Raw genomic sequence first — 12762 nt, forward strand, 5'->3', positions numbered from 1 at the left:
GTTTTTTTATGGAAAAAATCCATGACTCCAATGTTTCGAATCGTCGCCGATGGAGCCGATGTCACGGCCAAGATCAATGATCGGCTGTTGTTGCTGCGTACCTCTGACAAGCCGGGCATGGAGTCCGACGAGTTTGAGTTGCGTATCGACGACCGTGACGGGCAAGTGCAATTACCTCGACGTGGCAGCTCAATCGAGATCTACCTGGGTTATGCCGAAACGACCTTGGCGCGCATGGGCAGTTACACCGTGGACACGGTCGAGGTATCAGGTCCACCGGATACCATCGTGATCAAGGGCAAGGCCAGCGACATGCGTGGCAGTGGCAAGACTATCCGTAGCGGAAGCTGGGAAGACGTGCCGCTGTCGAAGATCGTGGCTGACGTCGCCGCGCGCAATGGCTGGCAGCCGGTTTGTCCGGTGTCGACCAAGGTCGCCCGGGTCGATCAGCTCAACGAGTCCGATTTTAATTTCATCACCCGTCTGGCCAAGCAGTACGACTGCACAGCCAAGGTTGCCGATAGCAAGCTGTTGGTGATGCCGCGTCAGGGTGGCCAGACAGCCAGCGGTAAGGCGTTTGGCGCCGTTACCCTGACTCGACGCGACCTCAGCCGTTGGCAGTTCAGTCTCGGTGATCGCAACTCACACAAGGCGGTGGCCACCAAGCATCAGGACAAGAAGAACGGCAAGCTCGCGGTGGTCACCATCGACAATGATGACGCTCCGGATGGCCTGCCGGCAGTGCATACCGACCGCCATATCTATCCAAACAAGACCGCTGCTGAGGCGGCGGCCAAGGCCCGTTTGTCAGCGTTCAACCGCTCGACCGCCGATGTTCGGCTGGAGATGCCCGGGCGAACGGACATCTTCGCCGAGCGTCCCATCATCGCTCAGGGGTTCAAGGTCGGGCTTGATGGCGAATACCTGGCGGATTCGGTCGAGCAGGTGTTCACCCAGTCCGGCTGGTCGACCACGGTCGAATGCAATGCCGGCAAAGCCGGTAAATCCAAAGGCAAGAAAAAGAAAGGACCCAAAGCGCCACTCAAGGTGGTGAACGTCGAAAAGCAGTAGCCGCATCCTATCGCCGCCTGAGTGCGGTTTTTTTACGTCTGGAGTTTGTATGTCCATCACTGAACAGCAACTGCAAAGCATAATGCCCAACGCCCGCCGCCAAGCGGGCGTTTTTGTATCCGCCCTCAACGCAGCCATGGCCCATCGACAGATCAATACGCCGAAACGCCAAGCCGCATTCCTGGCGCAAATCGGTCACGAGTCGGGTCAGTTACAGTACGTGCGGGAGCTTGGCGGCGACCAGTACCTGAGCAAATACGACACCGGTAACCTGGCTGCGAAACTGGGCAATACGCCGGCAGCGGATGGTGATGGCCAGCGCTATCGCGGTCGCGGCCTGATCCAGGTCACTGGCCACGACAATTACCTGCGCTGCAGCTTGGCGCTGTTCGGTGACGAGCGATTACTGCGCACGCCTGAACTGCTGGAGCTGCCGCAGTGGGCTGCCGAGTCGGCCGCGTGGTTCTGGTCCGTGAACGGGCTGAACTCGCTGGCCGATCAGAACGAATTCAACACGATCACCCGAAGGATCAACGGCGGTCTCAACGGCCTGCAGGATCGGCTGGATTTATGGGGGCGGGCGAGGGCGGTGCTATGCGTATCGGCGAACTGATCCCAGCGCCGTATCAGCTACTGGCCAAAGGCGTACTACTAGTCGGATTGGTCGGTGGTTCCGCAGTCATTACCTGGCAAGTCCAGGATTGGCGCTACGGCAAACAGCTTGCGGAGCAGGCCCGACTTCACACCGAAACCTTCAACCAGCTGGCCCAGGCCGCGCTTGTGCAGCAGCGTGCAGAACAAGACAAGCGCCTCGCGCTCGAGCAGCGTCTGGCATCCAGTGAACAAACCCATTACCGAGCCTTAAACGATGTCCAACGTGATCAAGATCGCCTGCGCGACCGTCTTGCCACTGCTGATCTGCGCCTGTCAGTCCTACTCGACGCCACCACCGTCGCCGGCAACGGATCGGTGTCAGCCACCACCGCCACCGGCGGCGTGGTTCATGGTCCCACAAGAGCCGAACTTGACCCAGCGCATGCTCACCGAATTATCGGCGTCACCGATGACGGCGACCGGGGGCTGATTGCCCTCGCGGCCTGTCAGGCATACGCCGAAGAAGTCTCAACACCGAAGTGAAAAAAGAGCGGCCGGTCTGGATGCGTCAACATCCAGATCGACCGCCGTCCCTGCAGATGGTCCCTGCAAGTCCAGCCAAGGCTCTTGCTCCGTGCACAAAGCGCGGCGAGCCTAGCACCTGTTTATCCATACAGTAAAGGTCTTGCTTTTTATGTCTACACCCATCATCCCTTGGATGGGCGGCAAACGCCGCCTGGCCGACCGCCTCATTCCGCTTTTTCCGCCACACGAATGCTACGTTGAAGTCTTTGCCGGCGGTGCCGCGCTCTACTTCATGAAGCCCCAGCCATCGCCGGTCGAAGTCCTCAACGATATCAACGGCGACCTGGTCACGCTTTACCGTGTCGTGCAGAACCACCTCGAAGAGTTCGTGCGCCAGTTCAAAAGGGCGCTCAGTTCGCGACAGGTGTTCGAATGGCAGAAAATGACCCGCCCCGAAACACTTACCGACATCCAGCGCGCCGCCCGGTTCTTCTATCTGCAGCACCATGCCTTCGCCGGCAAGGTCTCGGGACAGACTTTCGGGACGGCGACGACTGCCCCGGCCATCAACCTGTTGCGGATCGAGGAGAACCTCTCGGCCGCGTGGCAGCGCCTGTCCGGTACCTACGTCGAAAATCTCCCCTGGCTTGAATGCGCAGAGCGCTACGACCGTGCCCACACGTTCCACTACATGGATCCTCCTTACTGGCAGACCGCCGGTTATGGCGTGGACTTTCCTTTCGAAAACTATGAACGGATGGCCGACTTCATGCGCCGCTGCAAAGGCAAGGTGATGGTCAGCATCAACGATCATCCCGATATCCGCCGTGTGTTCAAAGGCTTCCACTTTGAGACTCTGGACATCCGCTACACCACAACCAATCAGCGGCAGGGGAAGGCCGAAGTCAGTGGCGAGCTGGTAATCATGAACTGGGAGCCGGTAGCGTTGGGTGGATTGTTCTGATAACCATGGCGTGAACCCTAGGTATCCGATGCCCCACAGCTGCATCTGCTCGGTAAATTTGATAAGAAACTACTGTTTGAGGCGGTTAGTCCGGGTAACTGCAGAGTGAATCCTTTAACGAGCTTTCCGCAAGGCCTTGACCCAGTTGGTCACCCGTAAGGCGCTCGTGCTAGCGTTCTCTGTTCGCCGAAAATTGACCGATGACGAACGCGCGTAGATCAGCGAGAATGGTGTCGATATTCTACGCAAACGGTTTTTTTGGAGTAAGGAGGCGAACACGTTGAAAGTGGTTAGATCACCAGATCACATATGCCTCTATCGTACCGAATATGCTAATGAAACAATGGATTTTTTAACAGAAATTGATAGCTTTCATTATGAGCGTAAAGAATTCTGTATAGATTTTTCAGGATGTTTGTCTATTAGTGCGGCGGCAGCAGTGGTGACGTTTGCGAAAATAACACGCTGCCAGTTAATGGCAGACTCTACCTATGGCAATGTGAGTCATCAATCAATAAAGATTGTTCTGCCTTTGGATAAGATTGCGAAAAAACTATTCGTAAGTTCTGGTTTTTTTGACGCTATTAAGCCTGGTGGAATTAAGAAAATTGATAGGCTTTGGGAGGATGTAAACAATCCGTTTAAAACTTCAAATTGCACAGATAACGAAATTGCATCGGTTATTAAGCAGCTTAGGTCTCGGCTAGGCTCGGTGCCAGATCGATTGGTTTCTGCGTTAAGTGAGGGATATTTAAATATTAGACATCATGCATACGCGTCAGGAACGTCAAGCGATATCGAAGGCCGCTGGTGGCAATACGTAGCCTTCAATAACTTGAAGAATACATTGAGTGTAGTTTTGTATGATATGGGTGTAGGTATATCTGCGACTATCGGGCGGAAATATGTTCAGGAAGGCGGGAGCGCGCTTCATCAAGATAATAGAATTATCGAATATGCGATGATTCGCGGAAAAACTCGTTATGCAAATGATCAGGGGCGCGGGAATGGGTTTACTAACATAAAAAAACCCGTAGATATAAATCAAAAAGCAAAGCATTTGTTGGTGTGTAGTGGCAAAGGTATTGTGAAGTACAGTAATCAGGTGATTATTTCATCTGATACTCTCGCAAATAATAGTTTTGGTGGTACACTTATTGAATGGTGCTTTGAGCGCGGTGGTGTATGATGAATTTAGATAAAGTAGATGTGATAGTTGGTGCCTTTTCGAAAACTCCATATGGGCGATACGAGAGTGATGGAGATTATAATGGGGCAAGGTTTAGAGATGAAATTCTAGCTGCATATTTTAAAGATGATCAAATAAAGAAGGTTAATATTTATCTGGATACAGTCGAAGATGGATATGAGTACGGATCCTCATTTCTAGAAGAAGCTTTCGGCGGACTGGTGAGGGTGTGCGGTATTCCGAAAGAGGTTGTTCTTGAAAAGATAAATATTATAACTACGCATCGAGACTATATTCTGGAAATTAAGGACTATATATCTGGAGTTTAAATGGTGTCATTAAGTAAGGATTTTGTTGATTTTGCAACGGTTGCCTCACCTATCATAACGGTTTTAGTGACGTTTGTAGGATGGTTGGTAGTTTTTAAAGACTCAAAATCAAGTGCAAATCGAGCGGAAGTTTATGATCTTCTAAACAAGGTTATCAATGTCACAATGGGTTTGAACCAGAGGGCGTCAGTTTTTTTTCTGAGTGGAGCAAGTGTGCAGGGAAAACATCAGGCGTGGGTAGCTTCGGTCTCGGTAGAGATATCCTCTTTAAGAGCTTTAGCAACTATATTGCATGAGTCATATTCTGTTAAAATCCCAGATGATTTTTTTTATTCAGTTCGTAAGAATTACACTTTAAATGCGGAAGGTTTTTCATCTTTAGATGAGCGTCAAATTTTGCAAAAAATATCTGATCAAAATTCGAGGGTTTCTCGATCCCTGAAGCAAATATATGAGTTATACCCTTCGAAGACGAAGGGCTGGCTGGGTTAGTCATATGTTATTTTTATATAGGCGGCTTTTGACTGAGTAATGTGAGTCGGCATTCGTTTTAATGCCAGCTGGCTTTATTATATAGTCAGATGCTATGAAGCCAGCTTCTTAAGAAATTAGGTCTCGCCGCCATCCTTCCCCTACGCAAATCTCCAAGTTTAATATGGTAATGGAAAGCTTTGATATTTGCTCGGATACGAGGTGTTTGTACTTATTGAAAAGGAGGGCTTTGGGTCTGAAAGTGATGAGCTATTGGAAGTTGTCTATTTTGTCAATGTATTTTCTGAGGTTTGTTCGAAAGTCATTAACTTTGTTAGAGGCATCTCGTATTAGAGGTGAATTTGTAGCTAGTGCCTTACGTGATTTGACTTCGAATTGACCCCCTGTAATTATCCGACGAATGGCTGAGAAGTCAGACGAAGCCGGAAATTCTAAAAAGCTTCTATAGTCATTGCACCGATGAGACAAGTCTTGCGATTTGACCTTGATCATTATCGCTGACGGAGAGCCAATGCCTTCTGATTGTGTCCAATAGTCAACAGCAAGAGCCAATAGTTCGTCGATATCTTTTATCATTTGCTCTGCGCGAAGTTGGCGTTTAAGATTTGTTAGGTTTTTTCTCGATAGTTCTTCACTATGTCTCGAAGCTGCCTTTTGTTCCTCTTTTTCTAGCAGTGTTTTATTGTTTTGTCTGCTCTGTTGAATGATAGTAAATGCGGAAGCGACGAGAGCAATCCAGGCGGGAATGTCACCATAAGGTAAGTCAGACATTATCGAGCATGCTCGCTTGCTTCATTGATGTATTCCCAAATCTCTTCTATTAAATAAGGGTCTTCTTCGTAATGCAGTCTTAGTTTTTTATGTAGCGATTCCTTGCTGAATTTTTCATTTCTAACGAGACCGCCAAACGCCTCTTCGAGAAATGAGGAGCTGTACCCCATAGATCCATCGAAGTCCACCTCAACAATATCGTTTTTTTTCAACGATGGAGCCAAAAGCCTTTCACGAAACTCCTCAGCTGAATACGGGCTATCAGTCCTATATCTTCCTGCTGGGTAGCGGCTGAAATCCAGAGGAATACTTATTTTGGCCATCTTCACTCTCCTGCTAGGCCGACGGTGGTCTTTAAGATCACCGAACCGGCATCAGTATAGTTTTATTGCTGATGTTTTGGCGCATTTTTTAGGGGCTGCGAGGTGGTTACGTAGGTAGATTTCTCTCTTGGTCGTTTTGACGCTCACGGATCGTTGAGGGGGGAGTGGCAGAATAGTTTGCGGCTGGTTAGCGGTCATGAGGGAGGGAAAGCCTTTCGCCCAAAGTCACTTATGGCCGAGGGGAGCGATATACGCCGAAAGCCTCGAGGCCGGCCTGCAATTTCAATCTAACCCGCATTCTTTCCCTTCAGCCTGGCCAAGCCTTGCTTGATGTGGCCGGCGTTTTCGCCAATCGCCCACAAGGAGCTCCGAACGTTCTCTCCAACCTCGGTCAAACCTTGCGTCTCAGCATGGAGCGTCAGCTCCATCAGCGCTGCCTCAAGCGCCAGCTGATTCTCGTACATTCTTTCCAGCACGTCCGATAACGAATACTCGCCTGACATGGCACCGGCTCCTTTCGATAAAAGAACAAGCATAGTACCGGTAGTGCCATTGGTAGGTAGTAATCGCAAGATGCTTGAAAATTGCTACAGAGCAATTCATAACACAGCATTTAGCCAAGCAGGCTGGGATGCAGGTCGTCTGCTATGCCCAATCCATCATCGGGGCGACGGAGAAGCGGCGGGAGAGTGGGGCGGGTGTGGCGGAGATAGGGGACATTGGCGGTTCTGGATTGGGTGGGGCTGGGAGGTGGGGGAGTTTATCAGGAATGGGGGACGGACGGGTTTGGAGTCTGGTGGAGGTCTGTGCTTGAAAAAACTGGATCAGCATCGGGGAATGCTTGGTAGTAAATAAATCTGACCCCTTTTTCCACCCTTTTTTGGGCATTTCGAGGAGCACGGCATTGCTCTCCTCGGGCTGTCCCCGTTATGAAAGATAAACTTAGCGGAGAACTAGTTAGAACTCTAGGTGTTGTCAGCGCTCCAGAAGAACGATTTTATTTGCTTTGAGAACCCAGTCATCCGCCATAGGAAGTGGTGCTTTTTTTTTCAGTATTTGTGGCCATTTGTGCGAGAGATCCGCGTTGATTGCTATGAAATTTCCCATATTTGAAGGTATGTCTTCCTCGGCGTAAATGGCGTCGCTGGGACATACTGGCACACACACACCGCAGTCTATGCACTTTTCGGGATCTATCACCGAGAAATTTGGTCCCTCATGAAAACAATTTACAGGGCAAACTTCGACGCACTCAGTGTATTTGCAGTTTATACAGTTGTCAGTCACTACGTATGTCATGTTGGTTCTCCAGGCTTTGTTTGTTTCGCTGCTGTAGTTATATGTTTTGTTGTCGGAGAAGGTAGTTGGCACCATTTTTGTTGAGGTTTGAACTGCCAGAAATGACAGGTTTTTATATTTTTTTGCGATATATACGTTTTTTTGAGTTATTAGGGCGCTATTAAAATCATCACGGAAGTACGTTTATGAACGGTAAATTTTGGATCAGCGTTGGTACAAACGCTGTTTTTTACGCTTTTCAACGGCCTACTTGCAGAGTGCGAGTCAATCCTTCAAAACTCCAGGCTGAGCGTTACTTGACACTGGATAGGCAACCCGAAGGCAAAAAGACAACCCACTTTCGTTATGGGGATACATAACTTTGTCTATTAGCTGCGCCACTGGCCTACCGAATGTTGCGATCACATGGGACAGTCCGACCCCGGATCAGCAATTCTATGATCTAGTAGGAAGGGCAGGTAGTTTGGTTTCGACACGATCTGTCGACGATATTATGAAATATTCGAAGTAGTGTAGGGCGCGGGCGCTTAATGATAACGGATAGGTTGCTACGGTTGAGTAGATAGGAGATGCAATTGAGTGCCAAGCTCTCGTTCGTGACGGTAGTGGATCGGTAATTTCTATGTTTTCAAAATAAAGTCACTTCATGGTGAGGTTGCGTTTCTAGTCGTGCTGAAGTGCTTTAGCACTTTCTGAAAGCTCTTCATCCAGACCTGTCAACAAATGAACCGGTGCTGACGTTATCAGACTTGCCTGGAACCGCGCTTTGGGACAAAGCTCCCAAATTTTAAACGGTTTAGATGCGTCTTGTTTAAAGTGTGGTTATCTGTACTACCTTAGCCCTACAACGCCTTGCGCCTCCCCCTACACCTAAGACAGAATTCGCCGGCTTGTACGTCTAGACCTTGGGTTCTATCGTTCTCGGGTCACTGAAAACCAGTGACCGGGTTTGGTAGCCCGCGTGTTAGATGTACAGCGTCACCATCACCGATCGTGCTGTCGGTCGGGGTCTATGGTGGTCATGTACAGGGCGTCTTCGGGCGCGCCGGCTCCTAACACCCGGTCTACCAACCTGTTCATGGCCGCCACCCTTCGTTTGGTAGCGAAAGGGTGAAGCCCTCACTAAAAGTGTTAGGAGTTTCATCCATGTTCAAACCAACACCCAACCCACCCGAATCCAACCCCGCATCCCCCTACGAATCCCTCGATTCCCGCAAACTCCACGAAGCCGCCGAGCGCGCCCTCGATCACTACCTCACCCCGGCCAGCCAGATCATGGCCAGCGGCGATCAATCCAAACCGATGTTCCTCGCCAACCCGGCCTACGACACTGAATCCCTGCTCGCCAACGCCAGTGAATCCCTGGGTTCCGCCACGACCATGCTCAACGATTTCGCCGCGTTGCTGGATGTCTCGCACCGCAAGACGCTGCTGGGCATTGCGCAGGTGGTGATGTTGGGGGAGTTGGCGGTGAATCAGGCGTTGGATAACGTCTAGCTCAAAGCGTAGATCGCTGCCCTCCGTGGCGAGCGGCGGGGTCGCGGAGGGCGCTCAGTCGATGCGCAAAACAACCGCCGAAAATGGCGGGTTTCAGCCTGTTTCCACAGCAATAGCGATGTGCCACAAAAAATGATGGCAATGCGTCATCATTGGCTCAAAAAAGTTCAACGCTTATACAAAAATATAAAGTTGTACAACATTTCCCAAAGTTTATAGCATCCGTTCCCAACACCTTTGCTGAAACGATAAATCCAGCACGAACCCTGGATTTGTCCGCTGGTGCGTGCGCCGTCGGTACGGTTTTTCGCGTCAGTCTGTTGCAGCCGGGACAGTTGGAGCTGTCCGCCATTTGCTCAGGATGACGCCCCCGAATATGAGCGGCAATTGCGGTTGCCTGAGATCAATTTTTTGTGCCTGACGTTGAATCGCGTCAGGGCGTTAGAGGCTGAACATGGCAGAAGCATCGAGTTTCCTGGGCAACATCAAGGTTTCCCGAAAGTTGGGGGCCGGGTTTGGCGTTCTGTTGCTGGCGGTGGGGGCGGTGGCTTTCATTGGCTATAGCAGCAGCAATGTGCTGGTGGATCGCCTGGACACCACGCGTCTGATCGGCACGCTCAACGATGCGTCGCAGGACATGCGGTTGTCGGAGAAGCAGTACGAAGCGGCAGCGGATGCGGCGTTTGCCGAGGCTTATCAGTCGCGGCTGACGGTGTTGCAAGGGCTGATCGCGAAGGCCTTGCAGACCCTGACGCGGGCGGAAAACCAGCAGGCCTTGAAGCGTTTGCAGGACACCACGCTAGCCTACGATCAACAGGTCAAGCGCTTGGTCGAGGCGGACAAAGCGACCAGCGATGCGCTGAAACCGTTGGGAGCGATGTCGGACAAGTACGCCGAGACCTTCAACAGGCTGTTCGAGAGCGCCACGGCCAGTGCGTTGGCGTCAGCCGACAGCGCGCGGGTGGCGGACTTGCGCACGGTGGCGGATCTGCGCAATGGCATGACGATGTTTCGTCTGATGCTGCGACGTTATATCGCGGTGCCGAGCGAGGCCAACAAGAAGGTGCTGCTGGACACCACCGATGCGTTCCTGACGGACATGAGCAAGGCGCGCAGCGGGTTGCCGGCGGCCCTGTCGAGTCAGCTTGAAGAGGCGCAGGCCGGGATCCGGCGTTATCGCGAGGTGCTGCTGGAGGTTGCCGCGCTGTTCGAGCAGAAGCAGAGCTTGCGCCAGCAGGTGGATCAACAAAGCCAGGCGATGGACAGCATCATGACCGGCCTGATGGACACCCAGCAGCGTCTGGCGCGGGACGATCAACATCGTGCGTTTATCCAGATTGCCGTGCTGACGGTGCTGGCGCTGGTGGTCGGTCTGTTGGCTGCAGTGCTGATTTCGCGGCAGATCACCGGGCCGCTGGCGTTGACGGTGGAGCTGGCGCGGCGGATTGCCAAAGGTGATCTGACGGTGCAAGCCAAATCCAGCCGCAAGGATGAGTTGGGCGATCTGCAAAACGCGATGCAGGACATGGCGCAAAGTCTGAACACGCTGGTGCAGGGGATCGGTAACGGCGTGACCCATATTTCGACGTCGGCCGAGAAGCTTTCGGCGATGAGCGAGCAGACCAGCGCCGGTGTGCGTCAGCAGAAAGTCGAGGTCGATCAGGTCGCCACGGCGGTGCACGAAATGGCCTCGACGGTGCAGGAGGTCGCGCGCAACACCACCGACGCGTCCGCCGCCGCGACCCTGGCCGATCAGCAGGCGCGTCACGGCAGTGCGGTGGTCAAGCAGGCGACTGTGCAGATCAGCGAGCTGTCGGTGGCGATCGAGGACCTGGGCGCGGCAATGAACGTGCTGTCCCAGGACAGTGAGCAGATCGGCAAGGTCATCGATGTGATCAAGGCTGTCGCCGAGCAGACCAACCTGTTGGCGCTGAACGCGGCGATTGAAGCGGCGCGGGCGGGGGAGCAGGGCCGTGGTTTTGCGGTGGTTGCCGATGAAGTGCGCTCGCTGGCGCAGCGCACCCAGGATTCAACCAAGGAAATCGAAGCGCTGATTGTCACCTTGCAGCAGGGCACGCAGGCGGCCTCTACACTGATGACATCCAGCCGCGAACGCACGCTGGATACCGTGGTGCTGGCGCAGAAGGCCGAACAGGCGATCACCGAGATCAACCAGTCGATCGGCACGATCCAGCAAATGAGCCTGCAGATTTCCGCCGCCGCCGAGCAGCAAAGTGCGGTGGCCGATGAGATCAATCGCAGCATCGTCAGTGTGCGCGATGTGGCTGATCAGTCGGCCGTCGCCAGCGAAGAAAGTGCTGCTGCGACCCTTGAGCTGGCGTCGCTGGGGCAGGACTTGCAACGCATGACGGCGCATTTCCGTACCTGATGGCATTTCGCAATGAACTTGGCCGGAATTGACCGGTCAGCCTGTATAAGCGGTGGCCGCCATGCGGCGCCACCCGGTCCGTGCAGTTATTTTTTCTGGGCCATGGATGGTTGCAACCCGCTCTCAGGGGGCGTCATGACCAAAACTCCAGTTTTCCCCCAGCCCAGCGGGGGGTGCCAGGGCTGCCGGCAAAAAGGCGAAGCCGACATGGCGTTCTCCTTCGCGTTCCAGCCAATTGTCGATGTGCGCGATCAATCGACCTTCGCCCACGAGGCGTTGGTTCGTGGCGTGCAGGGCGAAGGGGCGCTGTCGGTGCTGCAGCAGGTCGATGACCAGAACCGCTATCGCTTCGATCAACTGTGCCGCGTGCGGGCGATCTCCACCGCCGCGCAGTTGGGCCTCACAGGTTTTCTTTCGATCAACTTCCTGCCCAACGCGGTTTATCGCCCGGACCTGTGCATTCGCAGCACGCTGGAGGCGGCGCGGGCGCATGCGTTTCCGCTTGAGCGGCTGATCTTCGAAGCGGTCGAGGGTGAGCACGTTGAAAGCAACAAGCACTTGATGAACATCTTGCGCGAGTACCGCGAGTTTGGCTTCAAGACCGCCATCGATGACTTCGGTGCGGGGTATTCCGGGTTGAATCTGCTGGCGGACTTTCAACCGGATCTGATCAAACTGGACATGGCGCTGATACGCGGTATTCACCGCGACCGCGTACGTCAGGCGATTGTGCGGGGCGTGGTGGGCATGTGTACCGAACTGGGGATCGAGGTGATTGCCGAGGGCATCGAGCACCCGGAGGAGCGGGATTTCCTGGCCGATTGCGGGATTTATCTGATGCAGGGATTCTGGTTCGCCAAACCGGCGTTCGAGGCGATGGCGCAGATTCCTGCCGGGGCGTGGCGGACGGTTTGATGCGAAGCTGAACCCGTGCTGTCGATCAGCCAGGTTTCATCTTGCCGGGGGCGGTGAACGCCTAGGATGCTTGCACAAGATCATCCCAAGGGGAGCCGTACCATGCGCGCCGCCGTCGTCAAAGTGCTGTTGATCGCTGCAACTGTTTCGGTATTGAGTGCCTGTTCGGGCGCCGGTGGCTTGACCACCACCAGTTGTTTTTCTGCGGATTGTCAGTCGCCCGAAGGGCGCAGTCATGCCACGACCCTGAAGTTTGGCGGCAACAGCATTGGCAGCAGCTTGAATCAGTACAGCTCCGGGATGTTGCATGATGATTGATCAAAATCGAGGCTGAACCTGTGGCGAGGGAGCTTGCTCCCGCTGGGTCGCGAAGCGGCTCCTCAAAAGAAGGCCTGCTGCGCAGT

Annotated in this window: 15 protein-coding genes and 1 pseudogene; 12 read left to right on the forward strand and 4 right to left on the reverse strand. The window is 53.2% G+C overall.

Annotated elements, in window-relative coordinates; all coding sequences use genetic code 11:
* Window positions 1–21: 21 nt before the first annotated feature.
* From ACTJKS_RS18510 to ACTJKS_RS18540, 7 genes are all read left to right on the forward strand, one after another.
* Window positions 22–1071 (forward strand): phage late control D family protein, encoded by a 1050-nt coding sequence (locus ACTJKS_RS18510; RefSeq protein ID WP_440828951.1) that lies wholly within the window; start codon window positions 22–24, stop codon window positions 1069–1071.
* Between the two features lie 49 nt (window positions 1072–1120).
* Entirely contained in the window at window positions 1121–1684 is a 564-nt protein-coding gene (locus tag ACTJKS_RS18515; protein WP_440828952.1) for a glycoside hydrolase family 19 protein, read from the forward strand.
* Entirely contained in the window at window positions 1666–2208 is a 543-nt protein-coding gene (locus tag ACTJKS_RS18520) for a lysis protein (protein WP_440828953.1), read from the forward strand. The genes ACTJKS_RS18515 and ACTJKS_RS18520 overlap by 19 nt, the downstream gene beginning before the upstream one ends.
* Before the next feature lie 151 nt (window positions 2209–2359).
* Window positions 2360–3154: a DNA adenine methylase gene (locus tag ACTJKS_RS18525; protein WP_440828954.1), complete on the forward strand. Its 795-nt coding sequence runs from the start codon at window positions 2360–2362 to the stop codon at window positions 3152–3154.
* Between the two features lie 280 nt (window positions 3155–3434).
* On the forward strand, window positions 3435–4343 hold the full coding sequence (locus ACTJKS_RS18530) for a hypothetical protein (protein WP_440828955.1): 909 nt from the start codon (window positions 3435–3437) through the stop codon (window positions 4341–4343).
* Window positions 4343–4672, forward strand: coding sequence for an STAS-like domain-containing protein (locus ACTJKS_RS18535; protein ID WP_440828956.1), 330 nt, complete (start codon window positions 4343–4345; stop codon window positions 4670–4672). Before ACTJKS_RS18530 ends, ACTJKS_RS18535 begins: the two co-directional genes overlap by 1 nt.
* On the forward strand, window positions 4673–5164 hold the full coding sequence (locus ACTJKS_RS18540) for a hypothetical protein (RefSeq protein WP_440828957.1): 492 nt from the start codon (window positions 4673–4675) through the stop codon (window positions 5162–5164).
* Between the two features lie 249 nt (window positions 5165–5413).
* Here the strand turns inward: ACTJKS_RS18540 and ACTJKS_RS18545 are convergent, their stop codons facing one another.
* The 4 genes from ACTJKS_RS18545 to fdxA form a co-directional block, all read right to left on the reverse strand.
* Window positions 5414–5935 (reverse strand): hypothetical protein, encoded by a 522-nt coding sequence (locus ACTJKS_RS18545; protein ID WP_440828958.1) that lies wholly within the window; start codon window positions 5933–5935, stop codon window positions 5414–5416.
* A complete protein-coding gene (locus ACTJKS_RS18550; RefSeq protein ID WP_440828959.1) occupies window positions 5935–6258 on the reverse strand; it encodes an STAS-like domain-containing protein in 324 nt (107 codons plus the stop codon). Before ACTJKS_RS18550 ends, ACTJKS_RS18545 begins: the two co-directional genes overlap by 1 nt.
* Before the next feature lie 287 nt (window positions 6259–6545).
* Complete coding sequence (locus tag ACTJKS_RS18555; protein WP_440828960.1) at window positions 6546–6761, reverse strand: hypothetical protein; 216 nt, start codon at window positions 6759–6761, stop codon at window positions 6546–6548.
* A gap of 472 nt (window positions 6762–7233) precedes the next feature.
* Entirely contained in the window at window positions 7234–7557 is a 324-nt protein-coding gene (gene fdxA, locus ACTJKS_RS18560; protein WP_108183264.1) for a ferredoxin FdxA, read from the reverse strand.
* Between the two features lie 1146 nt (window positions 7558–8703).
* On the opposite strand from fdxA, the gene ACTJKS_RS18565 reads away from it, so the two are divergent.
* From ACTJKS_RS18565 to ACTJKS_RS18585, 5 genes and pseudogenes are all read left to right on the forward strand, one after another.
* A complete protein-coding gene (locus tag ACTJKS_RS18565; RefSeq protein WP_440828961.1) occupies window positions 8704–9054 on the forward strand; it encodes a DUF6124 family protein in 351 nt (116 codons plus the stop codon).
* A 454-nt stretch (window positions 9055–9508) separates the two neighbouring features.
* A pseudogene (locus ACTJKS_RS18570) lies at window positions 9509–10585 on the forward strand (methyl-accepting chemotaxis protein); the annotation flags it as partial.
* A 78-nt stretch (window positions 10586–10663) separates the two neighbouring features.
* Window positions 10664–11443, forward strand: coding sequence for a methyl-accepting chemotaxis protein (locus tag ACTJKS_RS18575; protein ID WP_440828963.1), 780 nt, complete (start codon window positions 10664–10666; stop codon window positions 11441–11443).
* Between the two features lie 135 nt (window positions 11444–11578).
* Window positions 11579–12358 carry a S6 modification regulatory phosphodiesterase RimA gene (gene rimA / locus ACTJKS_RS18580; RefSeq protein WP_131671802.1) on the forward strand — a complete coding sequence of 260 codons (780 nt, stop codon included), beginning with the start codon at window positions 11579–11581 and terminating at the stop codon, window positions 12356–12358.
* Between the two features lie 102 nt (window positions 12359–12460).
* Window positions 12461–12676, forward strand: coding sequence for a hypothetical protein (locus ACTJKS_RS18585; RefSeq protein WP_047293172.1), 216 nt, complete (start codon window positions 12461–12463; stop codon window positions 12674–12676).
* The last annotated feature ends 86 nt before the right edge of the window (window positions 12677–12762 follow it).

This window comes from Pseudomonas sp. 22189 (assembly GCF_052045635.1).
GTDB classification, from domain to species: domain Bacteria; phylum Pseudomonadota; class Gammaproteobacteria; order Pseudomonadales; family Pseudomonadaceae; genus Aquipseudomonas; species Aquipseudomonas parakoreensis.